The 23955-nt window shown below is 61.0% G+C and carries 26 protein-coding genes; 1 reads left to right on the top strand and 25 read right to left on the bottom strand.

Going from position 1 to position 23955, the window contains the following annotated elements:
• Positions 1-3: 3 nt before the first annotated feature.
• On the bottom strand, positions 4-2400 hold the full coding sequence (locus I5S59_RS06295) for a diguanylate cyclase (protein WP_197875852.1): 2397 nt from the start codon (positions 2398-2400) through the stop codon (positions 4-6).
• Between the two features lie 102 nt (positions 2401-2502).
• Complete coding sequence (gene rlmKL, locus I5S59_RS06290) at positions 2503-4704, bottom strand: bifunctional 23S rRNA (guanine(2069)-N(7))-methyltransferase RlmK/23S rRNA (guanine(2445)-N(2))-methyltransferase RlmL (protein ID WP_197875851.1); 2202 nt, start codon at positions 4702-4704, stop codon at positions 2503-2505.
• A 544-nt stretch (positions 4705-5248) separates the two neighbouring features.
• On the opposite strand from rlmKL, the gene rmf reads away from it, so the two are divergent.
• Entirely contained in the window at positions 5249-5464 is a 216-nt protein-coding gene (gene rmf / locus I5S59_RS06285; protein ID WP_128326123.1) for a ribosome modulation factor, read from the top strand.
• A gap of 95 nt (positions 5465-5559) precedes the next feature.
• Here the strand turns inward: rmf and I5S59_RS06280 are convergent, their stop codons facing one another.
• From I5S59_RS06280 to sctN, 23 genes are all read right to left on the bottom strand, one after another.
• On the bottom strand, positions 5560-6582 hold the full coding sequence (locus tag I5S59_RS06280; RefSeq protein ID WP_197875970.1) for a quinone-dependent dihydroorotate dehydrogenase: 1023 nt from the start codon (positions 6580-6582) through the stop codon (positions 5560-5562).
• Between the two features lie 44 nt (positions 6583-6626).
• On the bottom strand, positions 6627-7925 hold the full coding sequence (locus I5S59_RS06275; RefSeq protein ID WP_197875850.1) for a hypothetical protein: 1299 nt from the start codon (positions 7923-7925) through the stop codon (positions 6627-6629).
• Between the two features lie 31 nt (positions 7926-7956).
• The gene (locus tag I5S59_RS06270; protein ID WP_197875849.1) at positions 7957-8289 is read right to left on the bottom strand and encodes a hypothetical protein; all 333 of its coding nucleotides are present in this window, start codon (positions 8287-8289) and stop codon (positions 7957-7959) included.
• A 58-nt stretch (positions 8290-8347) separates the two neighbouring features.
• A complete protein-coding gene (locus I5S59_RS06265) occupies positions 8348-9052 on the bottom strand; it encodes a hypothetical protein (RefSeq protein WP_197875848.1) in 705 nt (234 codons plus the stop codon).
• Positions 9030-9593 (bottom strand): protein OrgA, encoded by a 564-nt coding sequence (locus I5S59_RS06260; protein WP_197875847.1) that lies wholly within the window; start codon positions 9591-9593, stop codon positions 9030-9032. Before I5S59_RS06260 ends, I5S59_RS06265 begins: the two co-directional genes overlap by 23 nt.
• A complete protein-coding gene (locus I5S59_RS06255; protein ID WP_197875846.1) occupies positions 9577-10296 on the bottom strand; it encodes an EscJ/YscJ/HrcJ family type III secretion inner membrane ring protein in 720 nt (239 codons plus the stop codon). The genes I5S59_RS06260 and I5S59_RS06255 overlap by 17 nt, the downstream gene beginning before the upstream one ends.
• Positions 10293-10550 (bottom strand): type III secretion system inner rod subunit SctI, encoded by a 258-nt coding sequence (sctI, locus tag I5S59_RS06250; protein WP_232239620.1) that lies wholly within the window; start codon positions 10548-10550, stop codon positions 10293-10295. Before sctI ends, I5S59_RS06255 begins: the two co-directional genes overlap by 4 nt.
• A gap of 89 nt (positions 10551-10639) precedes the next feature.
• The gene (sctF, locus tag I5S59_RS06245) at positions 10640-10900 is read right to left on the bottom strand and encodes a type III secretion system needle filament subunit SctF (protein WP_197875844.1); all 261 of its coding nucleotides are present in this window, start codon (positions 10898-10900) and stop codon (positions 10640-10642) included.
• Between the two features lie 3 nt (positions 10901-10903).
• Positions 10904-12052: a PrgH/EprH family type III secretion apparatus protein gene (locus tag I5S59_RS06240; RefSeq protein WP_197875843.1), complete on the bottom strand. Its 1149-nt coding sequence runs from the start codon at positions 12050-12052 to the stop codon at positions 10904-10906.
• Between the two features lie 60 nt (positions 12053-12112).
• A complete protein-coding gene (locus tag I5S59_RS06235) occupies positions 12113-12868 on the bottom strand; it encodes a winged helix-turn-helix domain-containing protein (protein WP_232239614.1) in 756 nt (251 codons plus the stop codon).
• 148 nt (positions 12869-13016) lie between these two features.
• Positions 13017-13271, bottom strand: coding sequence for an acyl carrier protein (locus I5S59_RS06230; protein WP_197875842.1), 255 nt, complete (start codon positions 13269-13271; stop codon positions 13017-13019).
• Positions 13268-14200, bottom strand: a complete 933-nt coding sequence (locus tag I5S59_RS06225; protein ID WP_197875841.1) for an IpaD/SipD/SspD family type III secretion system needle tip protein — start codon at positions 14198-14200, stop codon at positions 13268-13270. Before I5S59_RS06225 ends, I5S59_RS06230 begins: the two co-directional genes overlap by 4 nt.
• An 11-nt stretch (positions 14201-14211) precedes the next feature.
• Entirely contained in the window at positions 14212-15261 is a 1050-nt protein-coding gene (locus tag I5S59_RS06220) for an IpaC/SipC family type III secretion system effector (protein WP_197875840.1), read from the bottom strand.
• Positions 15262-15271: 10 nt separating this feature from the next.
• On the bottom strand, positions 15272-16999 hold the full coding sequence (gene sctE, locus I5S59_RS26575) for a type III secretion system translocon subunit SctE (RefSeq protein WP_197875839.1): 1728 nt from the start codon (positions 16997-16999) through the stop codon (positions 15272-15274).
• Positions 17000-17005: 6 nt separating this feature from the next.
• Positions 17006-17485 carry a type III secretion system translocator chaperone SicA gene (sicA, locus tag I5S59_RS06210; RefSeq protein ID WP_197875838.1) on the bottom strand — a complete coding sequence of 160 codons (480 nt, stop codon included), beginning with the start codon at positions 17483-17485 and terminating at the stop codon, positions 17006-17008.
• An 80-nt stretch (positions 17486-17565) separates the two neighbouring features.
• Positions 17566-18600, bottom strand: a complete 1035-nt coding sequence (locus I5S59_RS06205) for an EscU/YscU/HrcU family type III secretion system export apparatus switch protein (protein WP_197875837.1) — start codon at positions 18598-18600, stop codon at positions 17566-17568.
• The gene (gene sctT, locus I5S59_RS06200; RefSeq protein WP_197875836.1) at positions 18600-19379 is read right to left on the bottom strand and encodes a type III secretion system export apparatus subunit SctT; all 780 of its coding nucleotides are present in this window, start codon (positions 19377-19379) and stop codon (positions 18600-18602) included. The genes I5S59_RS06205 and sctT overlap by 1 nt, the downstream gene beginning before the upstream one ends.
• On the bottom strand, positions 19379-19633 hold the full coding sequence (locus tag I5S59_RS06195; RefSeq protein ID WP_197875835.1) for an EscS/YscS/HrcS family type III secretion system export apparatus protein: 255 nt from the start codon (positions 19631-19633) through the stop codon (positions 19379-19381). The genes sctT and I5S59_RS06195 overlap by 1 nt, the downstream gene beginning before the upstream one ends.
• Entirely contained in the window at positions 19626-20297 is a 672-nt protein-coding gene (locus tag I5S59_RS06190) for an EscR/YscR/HrcR family type III secretion system export apparatus protein (RefSeq protein ID WP_197875834.1), read from the bottom strand. The genes I5S59_RS06195 and I5S59_RS06190 overlap by 8 nt, the downstream gene beginning before the upstream one ends.
• A complete protein-coding gene (locus I5S59_RS06185) occupies positions 20290-21177 on the bottom strand; it encodes a FliM/FliN family flagellar motor switch protein (RefSeq protein ID WP_197875833.1) in 888 nt (295 codons plus the stop codon). Before I5S59_RS06185 ends, I5S59_RS06190 begins: the two co-directional genes overlap by 8 nt.
• Positions 21174-21938 carry a hypothetical protein gene (locus I5S59_RS06180; RefSeq protein WP_197875832.1) on the bottom strand — a complete coding sequence of 255 codons (765 nt, stop codon included), beginning with the start codon at positions 21936-21938 and terminating at the stop codon, positions 21174-21176. Before I5S59_RS06180 ends, I5S59_RS06185 begins: the two co-directional genes overlap by 4 nt.
• A gap of 278 nt (positions 21939-22216) precedes the next feature.
• Positions 22217-22678 (bottom strand): hypothetical protein, encoded by a 462-nt coding sequence (locus I5S59_RS06175; RefSeq protein ID WP_197875831.1) that lies wholly within the window; start codon positions 22676-22678, stop codon positions 22217-22219.
• Entirely contained in the window at positions 22662-23951 is a 1290-nt protein-coding gene (gene sctN, locus I5S59_RS06170) for a type III secretion system ATPase SctN (protein ID WP_197875830.1), read from the bottom strand. The genes I5S59_RS06175 and sctN overlap by 17 nt, the downstream gene beginning before the upstream one ends.
• Between the last annotated feature and the right edge of the window lie 4 nt (positions 23952-23955).

Raw genomic sequence — 23955 nt, 5'->3', positions numbered from 1 at the left:
GCCTCAGGCCTGCTCGGCCTCGACCCGATCGCGGCCCGCCTGCTTGGCTGCGTAGACGCCAGCGTCGGCACGTAGCAACAACGCGTCGGCGCCCTCCCCGGGGCGCCAACCCGCGACACCGAAGCTGGCAGTCACCTGCCCGACGCCATCGAGCGGCACACTGCGCACCCCTTGCCACAACTCCATGGCCAGCCTGAGCGCCTGTTCGGCGTTGCTGCCCGGGCAAAGCACCATGAACTCCTCGCCGCCGAGCCGACAGAACACGTCGGTGCGCCGCAGCCGAGCATTGATGCGCTGGCACAGACTGCGCAGCACATGATCCCCCACGGCATGGCCATACTGATCGTTGATGCGTTTGAAGTGATCGATATCCAGCATGATCACCGCTAGATCCTGCTGGTCGCGCTGGGCACGCTCAAGCTCGGTTTTGAGTCGCTCCTGGAAATAGCGCCGGTTGTGGATGCCGGTTAACGCATCGGTCACCGACAGCGCACGCAACTCCTCTTCCACCCGCTTGAGGTCGGAGATATCCGTCAAATAGCCATGCCAGATGGTGCCTTCATTGTCCGCGGGCTCCGGCGTAGCTTCGCCACGCACCCAACGCAGCCCTGCACTGGGCAGCACCACCCGGTACTCTTCACGCCATGGTGTCAGTTGATCTGCAGAATGACGAATCGAGGCGCGAACCCGTTCCAGGTCATCCGGATGGATGCGCTCGAACACTGCGGTGGCATCCTGGCGCAGCAGGTCCGGGTCGACCTCGTAGACGTCACGCAACCCCTCGCTGGCATAACTGAAACAGGAGCTGCCGTCTGCGCGCAGGAGAAACTGGTAGATGCCCCCTGGCACCTCGGCGCTGAGCTTTTCCAGCAAGCGGTCACGGGCTGCCAGCGCCTCATGCACACGCTTGCGCTCGGTGACATCGATACAGATCGCCAGGTGGCCGACCCACAGGCCGTGCTCATCAAGCACGGCGGTCACCAGCATATTGGCCAGCAAATGGCTGCCATTCTTGCGCTGCAGCGTCCATTCCTGAGCCGCGCTGCCATCGTCTTGCAGGGGTTGCGCGAAAATCGCCTGGGCTGGACTGACATCGCGCCCATAGCGCTGGCTCAAGGCGCTGGCCCGCTGGTGCAGCTCCTGTGGAGAAACCAGCGCCTCGAGGGTAATGCTGCCGACTGCCTCTGCACTGCTGTAGCCCAGCATGCGCTCGGCACCGGCGTTGAAGGTGCTGATGACCCCGCGCAGGTTGGTCGCAACAATTGCCACCTGCGTGGCGGCATCCAGCACACTGCGCAACTGGTTGTGGGTAGCGCGCAACGACTGCTCGCTGACAAGCAACTCGCCCGTGCGCTGCTCGACCAGCTTCAAGGCGCGCTGACGCTGACTGAACAGGCTGAACAGCAAGGCACTGAGCAAGATGCTGAGCAAGCTGCCCAGGAACACCACCGCCGTTACCGCCGACGACTGGTTGGCCTGCATGAACGCCTGGCTCGGGCGGATATCGAGCTGATAGTCATGATCGGCCAGGTGCAGAAGATGGGTCGCTACCAGCGGTGAACGTGCGCCTTTGTTGTCCGACTGAAACAACACCTCGTGCTGTGCATCAGACCCGGTCAGGTCCCGTATGCGCACCACCAGATTGTCCTGGGTTGCGCTGGGCAACCCCTCGGCCATCAGTTGGCGCATGCTGATGACCGCCACCGCATACCCGCGCAACTCGGGCGCAGAACCTTCAGGCGCGAACACCGGTGCAACCATCAGCACACCCCGGGCATAGGCAGGCTCGACATCCAGCAGGTTCAAAGGTGCCGACACCGCCATGCTGCCTGGTCTCGAGGCGCGCTGCAGGGCATCCAGGCGTGCAGGCTGGGAGCGCAGATCGAGCCCGAACGGCTGGCGACCGGGATTCTGTGCCTGGGTAAACAACACCGGAAAGTACAATGGCTGCTGCGCCGACACCTGCATCGCGTTGGTGTTGGTCAGCTGCCTGATTTCATAGGGACGCCCGAGGGCCTGGCTGGCCTGGCGTTCAAACTCTTGGCGCGCACTGGCCACCACCCGGGGTGCCCACGAGTAGGCCTGGGTACGGTGCAACAAAGGGCGTGCATAGCCGTTGAATTCTTCGAGGGTGATTTCGTTGGAGAACACAAAAAACCGGCGCAGGCCGTCCAGCCGCTGCACCTGGTCCTGAAACCGCTCTTCGATACGGCTGTAACGCTCACTGGCCAGCAGTTCGAAACGCTGACGCAATTGCTGCTGGTACAGCGCGTGAGCCGCCAGCGCGAGAAACGCGGTCAACAGGCCGCCGACCAGCAGCGCAACAAGCGCCACTAGCCAGGCAGACACCTCTTCGCTGACAAAGCCGAGCATTTTTGGACGAACGCCCTGCGTCGACATAGAGTGCACTCACACCGCCAGCATGTAGTAGTTCCCGGGCCCACCTTCAGTTATAGCCATTAGCCATCAATGAAGCAATCGCCCGCCCGGGACACACGCCACTTACCGCGCCTGAATACGCCAGGCCCGGTGGATCTTGCTGTTGCGGGCGAAGTCCGGATCCAGGGTCTGGGCGCTGATCTCTTCCACTGCATAGCGTTCTGCCAGACTTTCGTCGAGCTGGAACTTGCGGAAGTTGTTGGAGAAGTACAGCACACCACCCGGTGCCAGACGTGCTATCGCCAGATCAAGCAACTGAACATGGTCACGCTGGACATCGAACACACCTTCCATACGCTTCGAGTTGGAGAATGTCGGTGGGTCGATGAAGATCAGGTCGAACTCGTCGCGGCACGCTTGCAGCCAGGCCATGACGTCACCTTGCTCCAGGCGGTTCTTGTCGGAGAAACCGTTGAGCGACAGGTTACGCCGCGCCCAGTCCAGGTAGGTGCGCGACAGGTCAACGCTGGTGGTGCTGCGCGCGCCACCTTTGGCCGCATGCACACTGGCGGTCGCGGTGTAGCAGAACAGGTTGAGGAAACGCTTGCCGGCCGCCTCACGCTGGATGCGCATGCGCATTGGCCGGTGGTCGAGGAACAGACCGGTATCCAGGTAATCGGTCAGGTTGACCAGCAACTTGACGCCGCCTTCGCTGACCTCCAGGAACTGCCCCTGCGTGCTCTGGCGCTCATACTGGCGCGTGCCGCTCTGACGCTCACGACGCTTGACCACCACACGGCTCTGGTCGATGCCCAAGGCCTGGGGGATGGCGGCCAGGGCGTCGAACAGACGCGCCTGCGCTTTCTCCGGGTCGATCGAACGCGGTGCGGCGTATTCCTGCACGTGCACCCAGTCCTGGTACAAGTCGATGGCCAGTGCGTATTCCGGCATATCCGCGTCATACAAGCGGTAGCAACTGATCTGCTCACGCTTGGCCCACTTGCCCAGTTGCTTGAGGTTTTTCTGCAGGCGGTTGGCAAACATCTGCCCGCCTTCACTCAGGCGCGCCGGCTCGCTTGCGACAGCAGCGGCCGAACGCTGGTCTTCGCCGCCAGAGTTCTCGCGCTCAAGCTGGCGACGCTCGCCGGTAACGAACTGGTCAGGCTGAACCTTGATCAGCAGCAGTTTGCACGGCAGCGCGCCGTTCCAGAACGCGTACTGCTTGTGACTGCGAATGCCCATGCGCTTGCCCAGGTCCGGGGCACCGGTGAACACCGCCGCTTCCCAGTTCAGGCACGCCTGGCGCAGGCGCTCGCCGAGGTTCTGGTAGAGGTACAGCAGACTGGCTTCATCACCCAGGCGCTCGCCATACGGTGGGTTACAGATCACCAGGCCTTTCTGGTTCTGGTCCGGGCGTGGCTCGAAGGTACCGACTTCGCCCTGGTAGATTTTTACCCAGTCACTCAGGCCGGCACGCTCGACGTTGTTGCGTCCTGGCTGAATCAAGCGTGGGTCGGCCTCGTAACCGCGAATCCACAGGGGGGGCTTGGCAAGACCCGCCTGGGCCCGGGCCAAGGCCTCGTCATGCAGTTTGCGCCATAGCGCCGGCACGTGGCCAAGCCAGGCACTGAAGCCCCAGCGCTCACGCTTGAGGTTCGGGGCGATATCGGCGGCGATCATCGCCGCTTCCACCAGGAACGTACCCACACCGCACATCGGGTCGGCCAGGGCCCCGCCTTCAGCGGCGATGCGCGGCCAGCCGGCACGGATCAACACGGCAGCGGCGAGGTTTTCCTTGAGCGGCGCTGCCCCCTGCTGCAGGCGGTAGCCGCGCTGGTGCAGGCTGTGACCGGACAGGTCCAGCGACAGGATTGCCTCGCCACGTTCCAGGCGCAGGTGCACGCGCAGGTCCGGGTTGAGCTTGTCCACCGACGGGCGCTCGCCGTCACGGGTACGCAGTTTGTCGACAATGGCGTCCTTGACCTTCAAGGCACCGAAGTGGGTGTTGTCGATACCCGAACCGTGCCCACTGAATTCCACCGCCAGTGAGCCACTGGGTTCCAGGTGATCCTGCCACTCGACGTCATGCACGCCGTCGTACAGGTCATCGGCGTTTTTCATGTTGAAGCGCTTGAGCACCAGCAGCACGCGGTTGCCCAGGCGTGACCACAGGCACAGGCGGTAGGCGGTTTCCATGTCAGCCGAGCCGCGAATCGCCGAGGTGTGTTCGCGCACCTCTTCAAGGCCCAGGCCTCGGGCCTCTTCGGCAAGCAGGCCTTCAAGGCCTTTGGGGCAGGTTAGGTAGAGTTCGAAACGGTCCGACATGAGGTATCCAGTGCTCTGAGCAATAAGTGGAAAAGCAAGCGCATTGCCCTTCCGATGTTTAATCGAACGCCTTTCCAGCGAGCGTTCGAATGGCACCGCGTTGAGTGCCGGGCCACCCGGGCAATCAGGTCTTTCGCCAGGAGCAGAAAGCACTTTGATCGCCGGGCAGAATGAAAATTTCACGACGGACAGGGGGAAAACTAACCCTTCGTCGTATTGACAGCCTTGTTACAAAATATCACCAAGCAATGGCCAAGTGACTTCAACTCTAGTCAAACCCTGATCATAGCGGGCTTTGCATCGGATCCAGGTCAGAAGCATTTGTTTACTTATCCTGTGACCCTCAGAAAGGTTACGCCCTTATGACAAAACGATCATTCACACTGTGTCGTGCATTGGTTAGAAATCATCTCAGGTTGTCACCGCAACGGGACAACACTTTTGCTCGCCACGCCGGCAGCGAGCGCACACCGGCAGAACGATTCTGCCCGGCCTCAGACGAGGCCGACGGGACATTACAGTCAACAAGTGAGGGCAACACCCTATGAGAAGACTTAAGCGTGATCCGTTGGAAAAAGCATTTACACGAGGCTACCACTATGGGGTTGCCGGCAAATCCCGCGAGCTTTGCCCTTTTACTCTACCGTCGGTACGCCAAGCCTGGATTAACGGCTGGCGCGAAGGACGTGGCGACAACTGGGACGGTATGACCGGCACTGCGGGCATTCATAGACTCAACGAACTTCACGCCGTTGGCTGAACGAGGAACTGAATTCATTCACCATGCGCGCCCCATCCGGGCGGCGGGCTAAGGCCCAGGGGCCCCTTGAAGGGGCCCTTTTTTATGCCCGTGCGTTAACGCGGCATGGCTGCAATGGCATCCACCGCCTCGCGGATCAACGCCGGGCCTTTATAAATGAACCCCGAATAGATCTGTACCAGGCTGGCACCCGCGGCGATTTTTTGCGCGGCGTGCTTGCCCTCGGTAATGCCACCTGCAGCGATGATCGGCAGCTTGCCGCCCAGCTCACCGGCGAGCACTTTGACGATATGCGTGCTTTTTTCCAGCACCGGCGCACCGGACAGACCACCGGCTTCGTCGCCAAACGGCAGGCCTTCAACGCCCTCGCGACCCAGCGTAGTGTTGGTCGCGATGACTGCATCCATACCCGACTCGATCAGCGCAGCAGCCACCAGCGCGGTTTCTTCATCGCTCATGTCCGGGGCGATCTTGATCGCCAGCGGCACATGCTTGCCATACTGGGCCGCCAGCTGCCCACGGCGTTCGGCCAGGGCGTCGAGCAATTGCTTGAGCGAGTCGCCGAACTGCAGGCTGCGCAATCCGGGCGTGTTGGGCGAACTGACGTTGACGGTGATGTAGCTGGCCTGGTCATAGACCTTGTCGAGGCAGATCAGGTAGTCATCGACTGCACGCTCGACAGGCGTGTCAAAGTTCTTGCCGATGTTGATGCCCAGGATGCCGCGGTATTTTGCCGCCCGCACCCGGTTCAGCAGGTTGTCGACGCCCAGGTTGTTGAAGCCCATGCGGTTGATGATCGCCTCGGCTTCCGGCAGACGGAACAGACGAGGCTTCGGGTTACCCGGCTGAGGGCGCGGGGTGACCGTGCCGATCTCGACAAAGCCGAAGCCCAGCTGGGCGAAACCGTCGATGGCCGCACCGTTTTTGTCCAGGCCTGCCGCCAGCCCTACCGGGTTGGCAAACTCCAGGCCCATCACCGTGACTGGCAACGCAGCTGGCGCCTTGGTCAGCAGCCCGTTCAGGCCCAGGCGGCCACCGGCGCCGATCAGGTCCAGGGACAGGTCATGGGAGGTCTCCGGGGAGAGCTTGAACAGCAGCTGGCGGGCCAGGGTATACATGGGCGGCATGAACTCGGGTGGCGGCGATGGGGCGGCGATTATAGCTAATCAACCACCACTTGGGTGAGTTCGTTCGGTGCAACGGATGCAACAGATTGCAGGGCATGGCTTTGATAGAACGGGGTCAGAATACACGTCGCCAGCAATGCTCCTACCCCGTTTGCCAGCCAGTACTGGTGGCTGTCACTCAGCCCTGCCATTGAGCCGATGGTGGTGGCGGTAGTCACGCCAGCGGAAATCATCGAGAACGCCATCATGCGAGGGATACCGGTGTTCTCCAATCGTTCAAGCAGGCTCTGCCAACCCGGCAGCGAAGCATTGAGCCCCAGACGAAACGCCTGATTGTCATTCGGTTGTTGCTGGGCTTCAGGCCGTTCAGACATCCATTGGGAGAACGTTTCGTTCAGGGCCGGCTCCACGGTTTCGATCACTGCATTGAGTGCGGAACCGACGACCATACTGGCCAATCCGGCCTCCATCCCCACCACCGCCGCCCCGGCAGAAAACTGCATGGCCCCGTAACTCAGCGCGTCAATCAGATTGGCCGGAAGATTGAGCGGCGTATCACTGCCCAGCCCATGAAAGGTTGCCAACACGTCACGGGAAAGGCAGTACAACGCGACGGCTGGCGCAGACCCGGAGAGCCCGCTGAAAATCGCAACAGGATCGCTCAGCATGGCCGCTGTGAGAATCGCCCCGGACCCTGCCAGAAATGCCAGCTGTGATGCCCGATACGCAGGTGTCGCACTTGCGTTGCATTCATGGTGGGCGACAGCGGCTGCCGTTAGGATCAAAGGCAACGCAATGAAGGTTGCCCCCAGCGCTACCGCTGCAGTGCCGGAGACGCTTGCAGAGAGGGTACTGGCGAGAAATCCACGGGCCACGGTCAGAGCAAACACCGATGGCATGTTGACCAGTGCGGAGGTACGCAGGTTACTCAGAAAATCCGAACGCCAGACATCCCTGAAAAAATCCACCACGACTTGAACACGGTCTTCGACCGTCTGGGTTGAACGACCAGCGCTGTAATTTTCCAGCGCTGTGCTGAACTCACTGGCACACCCTCCGTGCCCATCAGTGATGAAATTCTGCACGCCATCTATATCAATGCGCACATTACCAGGCAAATCATTCAGTGCTTCCTGCAATACGCCTTCGATCTCTGCGTTTATTTCAATCACGACATCGGCAGGAAGCGCCGTTGTGCTGGCGGCATCTGCCAGGAGCGCCTCTGGCATCTCGATGACTATGTGGCCGGGCGTATTCGAGGCGCGGGATGCAACGTCAGCAGGTGCCAAGGCAGCAACATTGACAACCGGGCTACCGGTTATTGCATTAAACATCTGACTATTTCCTCTAAAAACCAAAGACCAGCTACCACTCAACCGCTTCGCGACTGTCCTCATCCCACTGTGGGTTCATCGCCTGTTGCAAAAAAACCTTCATCTGCAACTCGAGCCCGAACAGCCGGGTATGCACACCGCGCATCGTCTGGTACAGCGGATCATCTCCAAGCCCGTCAGCCTTGAGTTGTTGCAAGACCTGCAAGACCACCGCCAGCTGCGCAGCCAAGGTACGGTAGGCATGTCCGCCGCCCTGCCCGTCCGGCCAGTCACGGATGCACTGGTACAACGCCGCCCCGCCCTCCCCGTTCATGCTGCGCAACTGTCTGTACAAGTCGTCGAAGATTTCCGACGCTGGGCCCATTCGGGACGCCAAGGGCTGCAACACTTCCGCTGCTTGCAGTGCCCCCTGCGCAACACCTTCAATCCGCATCGTTGTCTGCCTCTTCACTTTGCCCGGGTGTTGTCAGCCAGCGACCGAGGCAATCAGCCAAGGTTGTCCGTGCGCCTTGGTCCAGTTGTGCGTCGATCCGCGCCAGGCCGTCACACCCCGCAACTACCTGCTCCGTCAACTGTGCCTGGACCATCGCTGGATGAAACTCCAGGGCCAGTTCGCCCAGGTGCAAGCGGAAGTGGTTCTGAGCCTGGTATTGAACCTCGATCTCGCCCGGCCATTGACGGCGCAGCGCAGCCACCAGACGAGTGTGTTCGCGTTTATGGCGTAGAGGGACGAGCATCTGCAGCGGGTTGCTGGCTTTGTTCCTGATTGCCGGCCACTGCTCGACAAGCGCCTCGATCCATTGCACGTCACCGAGGACCTCGTCCAGCGTGCCACACACCGCCTTGATCAGTTCCTGGCGCACTTGGCCGGCCAAGCGCTGACTGTGAAGCAAGGCATCGGCCAGGTCCTGCGCAGCGTGCAATACACCCTCGCCATAGCCCTGATGTCTGGCCTGCTCATACATCGCCTGCACCTGCCTGTTTGCCTCGGCGATCTGTTGTTTCGCCACCTGCCTGGCGTGACGCTCAAGGGCCTGGCAACGTCGTGCCACACTGCGCTCGGCTGCGCAGACATGCACCGGATCCAGGCCTGGCAGTTCGGCTTCACGCCGCAATGAATCGAGCATGTTGCACGGCCATCAGCAAAAGTCCCTTGTCCGGTTGCACTGCCGGCAATTGAGCCTGGCAGGCGACCACTTCGATGGAAAACTGCAGCTCCAGACGCGCCAGCAAGGCCGCCGGCACGTGCCCCTGCCAGGCCAGCAAGGCGTTGAGACCGACAGCTTCGATGCGCGGTTTGAGCGCCAGGGTCGGCAACGCGTCGAACCCGCGCCGAGGCCCCAATGCACAACAGGCAAAGGCCCGTAGCGCCGGTGCCAGCTCACTGGTTGCAGCATCACGAACCAATGCTGGCCAAAGCCGATAGGCGCCGAGCAGGCGCGCGACTTCAGGCAGCAACAGCCAATGCTGGAGCCACACCAACGTCATCTCGTCGTCCGGCCAGCACTGCGGCAGGTGTGGCAAATTCAGTCCCTGGCAGAGCATTTCATCCAGGACCCGCAACACCGCAGGGTCGCGACAGTCGCCGGGCAGGTCGAAACGTTCGGCATTGAGGTAGCACGACGGGGAGCGGGCAATGCGTTCGATCCATTCAACTGACGGCGACATCGCGCATCCTCCGTCGCTGATACCCCAACCACGCTGCGCCCGCGACAAGACCGATAACGAGCAACAGCACCATCCACGGCAATAGCCCTCGGGCAGTGCTGACCTGCATTTCCTGGGGTGCATGGTGCTGGATGGCTGCACGCGGGGTCAGGACGACCGAGATGTGCTCATAGTCAACGTCACTGAAGCTGTTCTTGAGAAAGCGCTTGAGGTCGTCGATCAGGATGTCCGCTTCACTGTCGGGCTCATGCACCACCAGTGCCGACAGGTGCACCGGCGCGCTGCTGCGCCTACCCTCACCGGCCGCCAGATCGTAGCTGACATGCACCCGTGCCGAGACTACCCCGGTCATGGCTGTTACCGATTGTTCCAGGCGTTGCTCAATGGCCGAGTACAAACGTGCCTTTTCCGCGCGGGGCGAGGCGACCAGGGCATCGGCGGGAAACATTTCCGCCACCTGCATTCTTGCTCTTGAAGGCAGGCCGTACTGGGTCAGCAGATCCACGGCAGCCGGGAAATCCACCTGGGCCACCAGAACGTTGTACCCGCTCTTGCCGGTGTCGACTTTTTGCACTGCAATGTTGTTGCGTTGCAGCAAGGCCACCACCTCATTGGCCTGTTGCTGCTCCAACCCCTGCAGCAGCAAGGGCTGGCGACAGCCGAGCAGGCACAGGCAAACCAATAGCCCGATCCAGCCTTTCATGACTGACGCAACAACGTTTCGGCAGTGCCAACGACCTTGCGTACCAGCGTGTTGAGCAGGTTGATATCGACGTTGTACTGCCCGATCTGCTCCTGCAACTGCGCCAGCCTCTGCGGGCTGGTGATGTCCGCACGTTGCAACAGTTGCTCGATGCCGTTGACACGCAGGTCGCTGGACTGGGCTGCTTCGGCGAAGGTTTGCAACAGCCGGTCCTCCAAGGACACCGGCGCGCTTGGGATACCTTCGTGAAGCATCTGGACCGGGCCCTGTGTGGCAAAACCGGCAATGGAGTCGATAGCCATTGATGTCACTCTCCTTTGCAAGGGATAACCCACCGGGCCAATCAGCGAGCAGCCTGGATGATTGCCATGTCGATATCCTTGAAACCCTTGATCGTGTTGGTCTGAACATTGCGGAACACGGTGTAGGAGGAGAACGCCGCCTGATACGCCGCCAGCAACGTCGGATCCGAGGCATCGCTATGCAAGTCTTCCAGGGCCTTGTCCAGGGCCTCCTTCAAACCTTTCGCCCCCTTTTCAAAGGCATCCGCCTGGCTTCCGAGAAAATCATCATGAAACTGCGAGGGATCTACGAGACTGGGCATGGCTCAAGTACCTGTATGGATGGATTGAAATTGCCAGGAGGTTGACGAGGGCTTGCTATACCCCTGCTCGCCAACCTGATACGAAAGGCCCTTGAACCGGTCGTCCTGAAGTACGATGGAAAAGTGCACGAAACGTGTGCCCCACTGCTGTTCGAAGCCGCGAATGAAGCGCCGTACGGCCTCCAGCTGGCTGTCCTGCAGGTTGCCTTCGATGCGCAGGGCAACACTGCCCGACGTGTCTTCACGCTGGAATGGCACCCCCGTCTGACGCAGGCCGGCAACGGCCTGTGCGACACTGGCACGGTCGTCCTGCAGGCGAAATTCCAGGTGTTCGGCGTAGGGCGCAATCCGCAGCAAATGTTGCTCGAGACGCTCCTTAAGCCTTTGCTCCGGTGGCTCGCCGGCAAGCACCAGCACGGGGTGTTGCGGCACGTTCAGGTCAAGCAGCCGAATCGCCAGGCCGGGCTCGAGCGCCAGGAATTGCCGCTCCAGCCGTTGCTGCTCCTGGGCCGTGACAAGGATCGCAACCCCCTCCAGTTGATGACGCATCAGCACCTGGCGGGTCCAGGTTGCCTCACGCTGTGAATCGACCAGCACGTAGATCAGCTGATCTCGTCCTTGCAACACTGGCGCATGAGCATCGACCAGTACCGAAACGCTCTGCTGCTGCGCAGAGACCGTGCGATCAGGCAACGACCAGACAGCGACCGACGTCAACAACAGGCACAGCGCAAACACGCCAGCGACTTTGTGCATCGAGCCGTACCCGCTGTTCCAGCGCAGCGATGTTGCTGGCGCCTGCTGCAGGCACCAGGCTTGTGAGTTCAAGCGAAAGGCGATCTGCAATCCACCGACCTGCTGCTGTTGCTGCATCGGCCACTGCTGCCATGGCGCAGGCGGGGCCTGCAACAGCCGGCCCCGTATCCCGTGTATGCCCGGGGCCTCAACCATGACCTCGAAACTGCAAGCCTCCTGGTCCAGCGCAATGAACAACACCTGTGACGATCCCGTACCCTGCCCGGTGACCGATGCCACTTCGGCAGCCGTCCCGACCATTACCTGGGTAATACCCGCCGCCAGGAAAAACTCGCACCCTGCCATCGGGCCATTGAACACGCGCATTACGCAGGAATCTGTCGCGGCTTCTTGCATACCGGCACCTTTGAAAGACGTGAACGAACACGAACAATGCAAAGTGTGAGGCAGCCAGTGTCAGCGATCCTGATGAAAATCTGATGGCTCCCTGAGCGCCACTGGAGACGAGGGGAAGTAGGCGTCGAGAAAACCGAGCAACTGATCCAGCACTTGTTGCTCGCAACCCGTGAACAGACGGCAATCCACTATTCGATGGTCATGCCCGCTGACCAGCTCGACCGCCAATTGATAACGCCCTTCGGTATCGATGCAAAAACCGCACAAGTAATGGCCGGGCGCCAGGCATTCGATCAGGTCGATGGCTTCCAGCGGTGTTGCGCACAGACTGGCCACCGAGAACGACAACAGTTCGACCCGTTGACTCAAGGTTTTGCGCACCAGGCACTTGAGGGTTTCGTTGAGCATCAACATCTCGCGCGGCAACTGGCCGCGAAACGGCAGAATGGCCAAGGTAGGCAATCTCGGGGGACTGTCGGGCAAGCCTGCCAGGCGCCGCACCTGACCATTGAACCGGTATCCCCGGCCGTAGACCGTGACGATCAGGTGTCGATGCTCCTTGAACAGCTTGCGCAGCACGCAGATGCAGCGGGTCAGTGATTCTTCGGCGGTGTCCATCCCAGGCCACACAGCATCCAGCAAACTGTCCTTGGACACCAGCCGACCGGCATTGGCCAGCAGCAGGCGCAGCACCTGCCGCTCCTTGGGCGGCAGGTGCTGGCCACGGCCAGCTTGCCATAGCATACCGTCAGGGCACAGGCGCCAACCCTCGAAGGCATAGGCGAGTGTATCGGGGGGACCGTAAAAGGCTGTCATCGGGCTAGCGCCTGCCATCGCTCATCACATTCAGTGCAAGCGCACCTTGGACGGCTTGCAGGCAGACAACTATAGGAACTTGTTCCCTTTAAAAATGTAGGATTCGGCCCACGACCGTACCGCAGTAAATCCACAGAAACACGTAGGACTATTCGACCGAACAGCTCGCTAGCGCCTGCTCAACCGTTCGTACCACATCACTGACACGCCGCCAGTGCCTGATCGACCCTGGGTCCAACTGCCGGTCGAAGCACTCATTGAGCGCTTCGACCATCTCGACGATGGTCAGCGAATCACAGCCCAGGTCATGTACCAGGTCGGCGCCAGGCGCGATGCGCTGACCATCGCTTCCCAGGCAGGCAGCCAGCACGGCAATCACCCGTTGCTCAAGGTCGCTACTCATAAGGTGCTCATGTGCTTGAGCAAATCGGTGTAGTCCTTCAAGTGTGCCGACAGGGTCCTGTTGAAGGTGTCGTGGTAGCTGTTGGCGTTGGAGAATTTCTGGGTGAAGGACTGCAGTTGATTCTTCATGCTCTCTTCCTGAGCGTTGAAGCCGTGCTGCCAGGCCTGGAACCTGGCAGTATCCCAAACCTGATAGGTGCTCGGGGTACCCGCCTTGATTGCCTTGATCGGCGCCAGGTCCATGACCACCCCATAGCCGCCCGTTGGCAGCCGCTGTACCGAGCTGGCCGGTAGGCCCAGAGCAGCCTGCCACTTCTGCGCCTCCTCCAGGGTTGCCGCAGGATGGCCCGGTTCAGGGAACAGTACGGCAGCAGCATTAGGCAAGGAGAAATCGCGTATCAACTTGTCGAGTTCCCGATGGAACACACCACCATTGATCGTGACTTTCTTGCCCTCATCGGCACTGCCGATCCACCACTGCATTTCACTGGTGATCTTGCTGGTGAAGGCCGCAAAGAACTTCTGATAGCTTTCGAGTATATGGGTGTATGGACCCAGATACTTTTCCTTGATCAAGCCGATCAGGTCGATCAATTTTTCAAAGAACTCGACGCCCGCCTGCACCTCCAGCAGGCTGAGCCCAGGGCGGGGTTGGCGGGTCAAATCAAGTTGTTCCAGAGCCGGGGCCACAAGTGTTTCAATGGCCATTACGCTTGAAAGCCATGGATCGTTCACGGCTGCCGAGGACAACGGTATCGATGCGGCCGAAATGGGCGCCAACTGTTGGCTGGTCAGTTCAAATTGCTCCTGAGCCAGGTCCGCCAGCATGGCCTTTGCTTTGGCCGCTGTGCCAGTCGGCCATGGATCGTTCACGCCCACCGATGACGACAGCATCGCAGGAGTAAATGTCGTGACACCCAGAATGCTCATAACTCCCCCAATCAACGAATGGCCGATGCTGCAGCACGCGACTGCATGATCTGCAAGACCATCTCCATCAACTTGTTCAACAAGTTGCTATCAGCGGCGTCTTTCTGCCCCACCTCATCCGCCAGCCCCTTTGTTATCGTGTGTGCACTCTGCTGCTGCAGTTCACGCTCACGGGCAGCATATTCATCGAGGCGTACCATGCTCGATACGGCATTGCTGCCGGTCGCCGCCAATGAGCTGAGCAGCTGTCCGTAGAGCTGTGGCTTGAGATAGCCCTTCTCGTTCATCAGGCTCTGCCATTCCGATTGCCGGACCTGCTTCTGCGCCTTTTGGATTTCGCTGTCAAACCAGGCCAGCTCTTCCGGGCTGGCAGTACGCCCCTTGGGAGTGAAGTCGGTAGCCCCCGGCTTGCCGGCATCGTCCAGGGTCCGCACCTGGGTTGGCACACCAGGCTCGAAATCACTGCGCGCACGCTGAACCTGTAGATCGCCGGCAATATTGCCGGCCTCCATGGCATTGCGCTTGTGCACGCTGATATCCGCATGCTTGCCTGCCAGCCCTTTGAGATTGAGGGCGGCGCCACTCAACGAAAAGACAGTGTTCACCGCAGCGCCACTGAAGGCACTTTTCAGTTGCGCGTCCCCCGCCTCGCGTATCGCTTCGCCCTGAGCCTTGGCCGCTTCGGCACTGACAAGGGTGTAGTGGCCACGAAGTTGGGCGTTGGCCAGGCGCGCAACGTTCATCGCAATGACCGCGTCGAGCAGAACACCCACATGGTTTTCCCAGGCGCCCGGATCAAATCCCGGCCTGTCGAGTTCAGGCTCATCCAGGGTGCGCTTGAACACCTCGAAGGCCAGTTCCTTCTCACGCGAGGTCCAGTCTTCGGTACTCATTAATTGCTGCATGTGAGGAAGTGCCCAGGGCAAGGCTGACGCGCTCAGAACCTGGTTTTCCACTTGTGTCGGATCCGGCGCTTTCATGATCCCGCGTGAATCAGTGTCAGGCTTGATGAGGTCGGTCAGCACCCTGGTTGAAGGTGACGTTACGTTGAGAGTGGTCATGAATGCTCCTTCAAATATTCCTGGCCATGTGCTGACTGTTCGAGGTGCGATGCAGCACGTCCTGCAGCAACTTCGCCACCTCCTGCACACACACCTGCATGGCCTTACCGAAGCGCTCGATGAACTCGCCCATGTGCTGGCTCATCGCCTCACTTAAGATACGGGAGAGCTCCGTTTCGGCCTGGCTGTATCCGGCCGTTTTCAGATGCTCCGCCCCCTTTACCTGATAGGCCGACTGCGCAGCCACACTGCCGACTTCCGCGACGCCAAGCAGCATTTCGGCGCGAGTCGCGTACAGCGAAACCGTGGCTTTGTTCAGGTTCAGGCCCAGCGCATGGCTCAGTTTGGCCAAGGCCTGGGTCAGGCTACGGCCTGCGGTGCTGGCCGCCTGCTGCAGGAACTGCACCAGGGTCGGCAGCATCTTGCTGATCATCTCGCCGATCTTCGTCGCAACCTTGGCAATGACCGACCCCACCACCGAGCCGGCGCCCACCACCGCCAGTGCCACGGCAGCAATGGTGGCGACGATGCCGGCAATCATCCCGCCGATCTCGGCGATCCGTTGCGCCGTCTTCTCACTGAAGACCCCCAGGCCTTTGAGCACCTCGGCGTACATCTGGGTGAACAACTTGATCGCCTCTTGCACGACCTTCATCAGCGGCTTGCTCACCTCACCCATGATCGATACCCCCGAGGCGTGCTCGACCAGCTTGTCGGTAGCCATCACGGCCAGACCTACCAGAGCGACGGCGACACCGGTCATGACTCCGGCCGAAGCTGCGGTGACCACTGCACCGACGATAGTTGCGGCAATGGCGATCAGCGGACCCAGCAATTTGCTCAGGCAATTGCCGGTTTTCTGCGCGGCTTCTGCCTTGCGCAACTCCTCGAGGTATTTTTCAGATTCAAGTTTCATGTGTTCCTGGATCTGCTTTTGCAGCTGCAGAAACAGCTCTTGGCTGAACCGCTCCATTTCCTCAGCGGACTCACCCAGCAGTTCGATGATCTGCAAGCGCATGAGCAACGCCTGGCCAGACGTGTTGAGCAAGCGCTGGGCAGCGCTTTTGACGACGTCCCCGGTGATCCCGGCCTGTTGCACCTGGGCGATTTTCTCTTGCGCCCTGATGGCAGCCTGGTCGGCGACCGCCACTAATTGGCGATGCTGCGCGAGCGTGGTCTGCAAGAGCCCCTCACCCGCTTGCAGCTGGCCCAGCAGCGACTGCATAAGTGCCCGCTCGGCCTCATGTTCAGGTGTTCCCGGCGCCAGGCCGGCCAGCCGTTCTTCGCTGGCCTGCACCTTCTGCCGGGTGTGTTCGACTCGCTCATGGGCCTGGGCCACCTGTTGCTGGCTGACCTGCACATCAGTTTCAGCCGCTTCCAGCGCTTCAACCGCCGCTGCAAAGTCAGCGGAAAGTTGTGCATACCCTTGCGCAGCGGTGCTGTACTTGCTCAGCTGCAGCTCCAGCCGTTGCTTGAGCTTGTAATTCTCAGACTCGCCCAGTAACTCGCTGATCGCCGCCATCAGCTCGATGTAGCTTGCCTGGCTACCAGGCTGCTGTGCTGCAGGCGGCGTCAACTGCGGGCGACCAGCGATCGACCGGCCGCTGCCGGCATGACTGACCGAAGCCAAGGCCTTTGCGGCGATATGCGCATATTCAAGCGTACGCGCTGCCGCGCTGGCAGCGCTGGCATAGACGGATGAGATATCGGCGACGCGACTCAAGGGGTTTATGAACACTTGTTACTACTCCTTTTCATTGGCACGCAGGGCATCCAGCGCTTCGAGCCCGGCTTGCGCTTGTGTCTTCAACTGAGGGTCGTCGCTGTCTTTGAGCACATATTCGAAGCACAACCGGGCTTTACCCGGCTTGCCCAGCGCCAACTGGCACTGGCCACTGTGAAACAACGGGCGGTAGTCCTTGCGACCCTGGGCAAAGGCAACGGCATACAGATCAACGGCCTTGGCGTAATCGCGTTTGAGTTGGTGCACCGCTGCCAGGCCCATCCAGTACTGCGAGTTGTAGAAGTCGTAGATACACAGAAAATGGAAAAGCCTCTGCGCATCGTCAAGACGGCCCTGCTCGTAGAACTGGTAGGCAAAGGCGTAGAGGTTGTCCATCTGCGCATCGTCCAGGCCATGCAGGTCTTTGAGACTGGCACCAGCCATCACCGCCTCCACCACCCCGACAGCAGTGGCCTCATCCAGTGTGTTATCGCCTTTCATCGAAACCTCCTCGAACCTGACCCTTGCATTGGGCCAGAACGTTGCACGGGTCGCTGCCAGATAACGCTCATTTCATGGGCTCAAGCCTGCTCGACCTGCTCGAGCCAGACCAATAGACGCAGCACCTGCTCGACCTCCTGAACTTGCAGGAAGCTGTAACGCCGATGGGTTTTGAAAATACGCCGGGCCAGATTGATGTCGGTAATCACCGGCACCCCGACTTCTTCAGCGTAAGTCCGCACCGCCAGGGCCCGCTGATTGGTCTCGATCAGCGAAATGAACGGCAGCAGGCTGACCTCTGGGCGAAAGTAGATGCCGATGGCGATATGGGTCGGGTTGGCGAGGATCATCCGTGAATTGCGGATGTCGGAACGAACCTGTTCGTTGAGCAGTTCCTGGTGCAGCTGACGACGTTTGCCCTTGATGTGTGGATCGCCGTCCTGCTCCTTGTGTTCGCGCTTGACTGAATGCCGGTCCATCTTCATCTCGCGCATGAACAGCCAGTACTCGAGCAGGGCATCGAGCACCACCACGAGCACGATACAACCCAGGATGGTCAGGAACAGGGCCAACAGCAGTTCGCCCCAGATCGCCAGCAACGCCAGCGGTGAGGCATGCAACTGGGCGAACAACAACGCCCGGTATTGCCACCAGACAATGCACAGGGCAAGGGCAAAGCAGCCCAGGTACAGCAGCGCTTTGAGCGTGTCCTTGACGGTTCGCACACTGAACAGTTTCTTGAAGCCGTTGATCGGGTTCAAGGCGCCCAGATTGAGTTTCAGGGCTTCGCTGGCCAGGCGAAAACCGCTTTGCAGCAGGGCTGGTATGGCACCACCAAGGATGCAAACCACGACCACAGGCACAATCAGTTCCAAAGCCAGGCGCAGCAGGCTGGCCGAGTAGCGCGCCAGATCATCCTCAAGGCCCCCGGCCAGGATACGCCGATACACCTCCATGATTTCCAGCAGCCTGGTGTCATTGAGCATGGCCGCAAGCCCCAGCAACATCATGCAGCTGGTCAGCACGTCACGCGCCTTGAAGGTCTGGCCTTTACGTGCGGCATCGCGCAGGCGCTTTGCGGTGGGCTTCTCGGTTTTCGAAGCGCTGGCCGACATCAGCGCAACGCCTCTGTCTGCAGGTACTGCGGCAGGTACCGGGGCGCATCTGCCATCCCCATGACCTCCGCGGGCACATGCGAGCCGAAGTACAGAAGCAGTACCACCAGGGCGACCAGGCTCTTGATCGTCAGCGAAACAGAGAACGCGTTCATCTGTTGGGCATAACGCGACAGCAGTCCGAGCAGGGCTTCGCTGAGCAGCATGGCTGCGACCACCGGCGCGCTGATCGCCAGGGTCTTGGCGACGATGGCATCCAGCAGCGCAGCCATCGCCGGCAAGGAAAATCCGCAGGCCCTCCCGGGATCACAGAGCTGGTAACTCAGGGTGATAGCGTCGAGCATCAGCAACAGCCCGCCCCCTTCAAGGTAGAGCACGGCGGCAAACAGCTGAAGGAAGGTTGCCAGCTCCGAGTTGTCGACACCGTTGGCCGGATCGAGGACGTTGCTGAGCATGGCCCCGCGCTGGTTGTCGATCAGGTTGCCCATGGCATGCAGGACCCAGAACGGCCAGCACAACAGGCAGCCCAGCAGCGTACCGATGCCCGCTTCGCATAGCAGCAGGCCGAGAAACGCCAGGCTGTCGAGCGCGGGCAATTGCTCACCGATCAGCGGTGTCAACGCCAGGGCCAGAAGAAACAACACGGCCTGGCGAGGTGCCCCGGTCAATACGCCACTGTTGAGAAAGGGCAACATGAAGAACAGCGGCGCCAGCCGCGCCACGCCCAGTAGCGCCGTCGCCATCAGGCCATACAGTTCAAAAAACAGCCCGGCGCCCATCAGCGCAACGCCAGCTGCAATACTTCGCGACTGAAGCCCAGCAACACCTCACCGTACCAGCCGGACAGCAAGAACAGGCAGATCGAAACCGCCAGCAGCTTGAAGCCGAACGGCAACGTCTGCTCCTGCAGTTGGGTGACGGTCTGGAACAGACCCACCAGCAACCCCACGACCGTGGCCACCACCACGGGCCAGGCCACCAACAACAGGATCAGGTACAGGGCCTTGTTGCCCGCGTACACCAGCTCACCCATTTTCAACCTGCCGACTCACCACCAGGTACTGTTCGACCAGCCCGGTGGAAAGCAGGGACCAGCCATCGAGGGCAACGAACAGCACCAGCTTGATCGGCACCGAAATGATCACCGGGCTCATCATCATCATGCCCAACGCCAGCAACAGGCTTGAGATCACCAGATCGACTATCACAAACGGCAGGTACAGGTAAAAACCGATCCTGAATGCGCTCTTGATTTCACTCAAGGCATACGCGGGCAGCAGGGCGAACAGCGACGGCTCAGACTGCTCGTCGTGCCATTCGTCCGCACCGTGCTGATCACTGTGCTGGGCTCGCTCGAAAAACTGCGCAAGCTCAGGATCCGTGTATTGACGCAGGTAACGCTTGTAGCTGCCCAGACCGTTCTCGGCAAAATCCACCACCGCCTCGATGTCGTCAAACGCGACCTGGTGCTCCTTGTAATAGCTGTAACCCTGCTGCACCACCGGGGTCATGACAAAGATCGCGAGCATCAGCGCGATCGCATTGAGGCTCATGTTCGACGGCACCTGCTGCAGGCCCAGGGCGTTGCGCACGATGACAAAGACAATGGAGAACTTCAGGTAACAGGTTCCGGCAGCCACTACAAACGGCAACAGCGAAGCGAAGGCCAGCAGGGCGATCATCGAGACATCATTCATCGCCGGGCATGTCCCTTACCTGATGCAGCTCAAGCGCCAGTTGCTCGCCCGCGCGCACCAGTTCGCCACAGCCCAGCCACTGACCGTTGGCACGTACCTGAACCTGCTGCAGTGCCTGCGCATCAAGATTCAGCAGGCCGGCTTCCAGGCTGGCGGCAAGCTCGGCCAAACTCAGGTCGAGGGCGGGTAGCGAGAACTCCAGGGTCACGGGCAATGCCGCCAGCTTCGTGGGTTCGGGTGCCTGCTCAGGCTCCATGGGCGGGACGGTAGTCATGTGTATTCCTTGCTCGATAAAACTGAATTCGCCAGCAAAACGGCCGTTCAAACGCCAATGCGGGGTAAAGTCGAGAATGCGCAGCAGATCATCCCTGGCAGGCGGTAGCCGGGGCCGCCACCGACTGAAGCCGAGCAACAGCTCAAGGCCCGCCGGAAGATCTGAACAACGCCCGAGTTTCGGCGCCGGCAATTGCAGCGCAGCGGGCAGCTCGGTCAGCCAGAGGGGGCCGGTGCCGGTGTCAACCATGAGCAACGGCCAAGGCGGAATTGCCCTGCCCGTCACCCGCTCGACGGCTTCCAGTTGGTCGTACGCCAGCACCGGTAACGGTGCAGGTACTGGCTGTGGCATTACCTCGAACAGTTGCCGGATATGTTCAGCGCAAGGTGGACGCACCAACAGGCCGGATAGCTGCGGCAGACGACCGTTGAGCCAGGCATGGGCCTCAACCAGGCCCGACCACTTACCTAAAGGGGAACGGGCTCGAAACGCCAGGTATTCAACATCCTCTGAAGGCTTGCTCATTTGCAGCTGCGCGTCATGGCGCAGCAGTCGTCGCTGCAACTCCGCTTGCGGATGTAGCTGACGCAGGGTAAGCGGGCTCAACGCGACTGCTCCGGCTCGTCTTCAGGCTCGTCGGCATGCGCCCGCCTATGCGCCTGATCGCGATCATCGGCACGCTCGGACAAGCGCCAGGCGGGTTGGTCCAGGCGCGAAAACGGCTCGCGCAGTTGCTCAAGCAGCACGCTCTTGTCGGGGGTAACCAGCATGCCCTGGGTGCTTTCGTTGCCCGTGATCAGCAGGGTGCCGCTGATTCGTCCGTTATCGAATGGCACCCGCAAGCCCTCACCAGGCGGGTTGGCCGGCGCCGAATCGATCGGCACCCGCGGCGTCGCAGGCAAGTATGGCGTGCGCATCGGCGACGGCTCGGCAGCAACCAATGCCGGCCGGGCAGACGCCACACGCTCCATGACCAGACTGGCCTCTGCCGGGACGTGTTCAGTGTACCGCTGATCGCCAGCTACCCCCTCCTGGACCGAATGCGCAGCGGCTGCTGGTGCTTGCGCCAGGTCGACAGCGGCCGCTGCCGGCAACCGTTGGGTACTCAAATGCGGCTGCGGGACCCGCAGGGTGCCGCTGATTCGTCCGTTATCGAATGCCACCCGCAAGCCCTCCCCAGGCGGGTTGGCTGGCGCCGAATCTATCGCCATCTGCAGCGTGGCAGGCAAGGATGGCGCGCGCATCGGCGACGGCTCGGCAGCAACCAATGCCGACCGGGCAGATGCCGCATGCACCATGACGAGACAGGCCTCTGCCGGTAAGTGTTCACTCTCGGCCTCGGTCACGCCAGTTGCCAGTTGAGTCAAGGGCGCCGCTCCAGGTGGCAGGGCTGGCGGCATGCGCCGCTGATCGCCAACTATCCTCTCCTGGGCCGAATGCGCAGTGGCGGTTGGTGCTTGCGCCAGCTCGACAGCAGGCGTTGCCGGTGACCTTTTGATATTCAAATGCGGCTGCGGGACCCATGGCGTCAGCGCCTGCAAAACGCCCTGGGGCAATTCCATCGTTTCAAGTGGCGGCAACAGCTCATCCATCGCCGGTGCAGGCTGATCCAGGGGTGTAACTCCGCCATGCCCGACCGATACTGTCATTCGTTCCATAACCTAGCCTTGAGCCTCTGCTCATCCAGTTCGTCGTCTTCACGGCGTTGACACTGCCACTGCCATTGCCGGTGCATCTGCTGCAGATACCGTTGATGTTTGTCATGACGACGCCGCAAGGCGCTCAATTTTTGCTGTTGATTGACCTGGTCCTGCTGCAGTTGCCGCTGCTGGAGGCTGATCTGCTCCAGCTCCAGGGTCCACACCTGGGCCTGGCGACGAAACATGGCCTGGCGACGCAACAGATCGAGCAGCTGGCTGTGGCTGAGTCGCTGCCCATTCTCCTCTTGCCGTAACGCGTGCAGCGCTGCCTGTCGCTCCTGCAGCTCGCCAGCCTGCTCCTTGAGTACCCGCGCCTGATGCACGGTGCTCGCCAGGTGCTGCTGTACCGCCTGCAAGCGCCCTTCCCCCAGCTGCAGCCACGCCTGCCACTCAGACGAGCAACGCATGCAGTGCCTGCTCGGCATCTTCGGCCGTGACTGCCTGTTCGGTACCCTGGCGCAGCCATTGATGCAAAGCATCGCGGCACGCCAGGGCCTGATCATTGAGCGGGTCGATACCACTCTGGTACTCACCCAGCTCCAGCAGCAGGCGCATGCCCTGAAGCCTGGCCAGACGCTCACGGGCCTGGTTGGCCAGGGCAATGCTCGCCGTACTGCACACCTGGTGGGCAACCCGACTGGTACTGCGCAACACATCGATGGCAGGGAAATGGCCTTTGGCTGCCAGTTCGCGGCTCAGGTAGATATGCCCATCGAGGATCGAGCGAATCTCTTCGGCCAACGGGTCAGGTTCGTCGTCAGACTCCAGCAGCACCGTATAGAACGCCGAGATACTGCCGGTGACCGTTGCTCCCGGACGCTCCAGCAAGCGCGGCAGGGCCTCGAACAGCGAAGCCGGATAACCGCGTCGCACCGGCGCCTCACCCGCAGCCAAGGCCAGGTCCCGGCGAGCCCGGGCATAACGGCTCAAGGAATCGATCAGCAGTACCACATGCTGGCCGCGATCACGAAAGTACTCCGCCACGCTAGTGGCGACCAACGCAGCATTGCAACGGTCCACCGCCGGGCTGTCGGAACTGGCCTGCACCACCACAGTACGGGCACTGCGCGGCGAACCACGCAGACGCTCGATGAACTCGGCTACTTCGCGGCCACGCTCACCGATCAGGCCGACAACGAACACATCCGCCTCGGTGTGTTCCACCAGCATGTCGAGCAATGAGGTTTTACCGGTACCGGCGGCGGCAAAGATACCGAGCCGCTGGCCAACGCCGCAGGTCAGCAAGGTATCGATAGTACGGATGCCGGTGCCCAGCCGCCGTCTGACAGGTCGACGCTGACTGTAGTGTGGCGGCGGGTTGTCCAGACCATAAGGAACGCTCGCCCGGCCATGGGCCGGCGCCAAACGCTCGACCACCTGACCACGGGCGTCGAGCACTGCACCGAGCAGGTCATCGCTGCAGTGCAGGCGCAAGGGGGCTCCGGTGGCCACAACCAGCGACTGACGCGACAAACCCTGCGGCTCACCCAACAGGCTAAGCAATGCCACCTCGGCGTTAAAGCCAACGACCTGCGCCCAGGCTTGCGGCCCGGGATCGCGCCAGTGCTGGAAGACCTCGCACAGTTCACCGATGGCCACGCCAGCCAGCGGCACTTCCAGCAGGGGCCCGAGCGAACGGCGCGGGTGCGCGCCTTGACGTGACAATTGCATCAGGTTCATCGCC

Source organism: Pseudomonas alkylphenolica, from assembly GCF_016009175.1.
Lineage (GTDB): Bacteria > Pseudomonadota > Gammaproteobacteria > Pseudomonadales > Pseudomonadaceae > Aquipseudomonas > Aquipseudomonas alkylphenolica_B.
The sequence above is the reverse complement of the archived record's forward strand: the minus strand, read 5'-3'. Positions and strand labels throughout refer to the sequence as shown.

What these genes read in the sequence shown, in the direction of transcription:
- I5S59_RS06295 (WP_197875852.1), bottom strand. Translation starts at nt 2,400, where the DNA reads ATGTCGACGCAGGGCGTTCGTCCAAAAATGCTCGGCTTTGTCAGCGAA.
- rlmKL (WP_197875851.1), bottom strand. Translation starts at nt 4,704, where the DNA reads ATGTCGGACCGTTTCGAACTCTACCTAACCTGCCCCAAAGGCCTTGAA.
- rmf (WP_128326123.1), top strand. Translation starts at nt 5,249, where the DNA reads ATGAGAAGACTTAAGCGTGATCCGTTGGAAAAAGCATTTACACGAGGC.
- I5S59_RS06280 (WP_197875970.1), bottom strand. Translation starts at nt 6,582, where the DNA reads ATGTATACCCTGGCCCGCCAGCTGCTGTTCAAGCTCTCCCCGGAGACC.
- I5S59_RS06275 (WP_197875850.1), bottom strand. Translation starts at nt 7,925, where the DNA reads ATGTTTAATGCAATAACCGGTAGCCCGGTTGTCAATGTTGCTGCCTTG.
- I5S59_RS06270 (WP_197875849.1), bottom strand. Translation starts at nt 8,289, where the DNA reads ATGGGCCCAGCGTCGGAAATCTTCGACGACTTGTACAGACAGTTGCGC.
- I5S59_RS06265 (WP_197875848.1), bottom strand. Translation starts at nt 9,052, where the DNA reads ATGCTCGATTCATTGCGGCGTGAAGCCGAACTGCCAGGCCTGGATCCG.
- I5S59_RS06260 (WP_197875847.1), bottom strand. Translation starts at nt 9,593, where the DNA reads ATGTCGCCGTCAGTTGAATGGATCGAACGCATTGCCCGCTCCCCGTCG.
- I5S59_RS06255 (WP_197875846.1), bottom strand. Translation starts at nt 10,296, where the DNA reads ATGAAAGGCTGGATCGGGCTATTGGTTTGCCTGTGCCTGCTCGGCTGT.
- sctI (WP_232239620.1), bottom strand. Translation starts at nt 10,550, where the DNA reads ATGCTTCACGAAGGTATCCCAAGCGCGCCGGTGTCCTTGGAGGACCGG.
- sctF (WP_197875844.1), bottom strand. Translation starts at nt 10,900, where the DNA reads ATGCCCAGTCTCGTAGATCCCTCGCAGTTTCATGATGATTTTCTCGGA.
- I5S59_RS06240 (WP_197875843.1), bottom strand. Translation starts at nt 12,052, where the DNA reads ATGCAAGAAGCCGCGACAGATTCCTGCGTAATGCGCGTGTTCAATGGC.
- I5S59_RS06235 (WP_232239614.1), bottom strand. Translation starts at nt 12,868, where the DNA reads ATGACAGCCTTTTACGGTCCCCCCGATACACTCGCCTATGCCTTCGAG.
- I5S59_RS06230 (WP_197875842.1), bottom strand. Translation starts at nt 13,271, where the DNA reads ATGAGTAGCGACCTTGAGCAACGGGTGATTGCCGTGCTGGCTGCCTGC.
- I5S59_RS06225 (WP_197875841.1), bottom strand. Translation starts at nt 14,200, where the DNA reads ATGAGCATTCTGGGTGTCACGACATTTACTCCTGCGATGCTGTCGTCA.
- I5S59_RS06220 (WP_197875840.1), bottom strand. Translation starts at nt 15,261, where the DNA reads ATGACCACTCTCAACGTAACGTCACCTTCAACCAGGGTGCTGACCGAC.
- sicA (WP_197875838.1), bottom strand. Translation starts at nt 17,485, where the DNA reads ATGAAAGGCGATAACACACTGGATGAGGCCACTGCTGTCGGGGTGGTG.
- I5S59_RS06205 (WP_197875837.1), bottom strand. Translation starts at nt 18,600, where the DNA reads ATGTCGGCCAGCGCTTCGAAAACCGAGAAGCCCACCGCAAAGCGCCTG.
- sctT (WP_197875836.1), bottom strand. Translation starts at nt 19,379, where the DNA reads ATGGGCGCCGGGCTGTTTTTTGAACTGTATGGCCTGATGGCGACGGCG.
- I5S59_RS06195 (WP_197875835.1), bottom strand. Translation starts at nt 19,633, where the DNA reads ATGGGTGAGCTGGTGTACGCGGGCAACAAGGCCCTGTACCTGATCCTG.
- I5S59_RS06190 (WP_197875834.1), bottom strand. Translation starts at nt 20,297, where the DNA reads ATGAATGATGTCTCGATGATCGCCCTGCTGGCCTTCGCTTCGCTGTTG.
- I5S59_RS06175 (WP_197875831.1), bottom strand. Translation starts at nt 22,678, where the DNA reads ATGCGTTGCTCGTCTGAGTGGCAGGCGTGGCTGCAGCTGGGGGAAGGG.
- sctN (WP_197875830.1), bottom strand. Translation starts at nt 23,951, where the DNA reads ATGAACCTGATGCAATTGTCACGTCAAGGCGCGCACCCGCGCCGTTCG.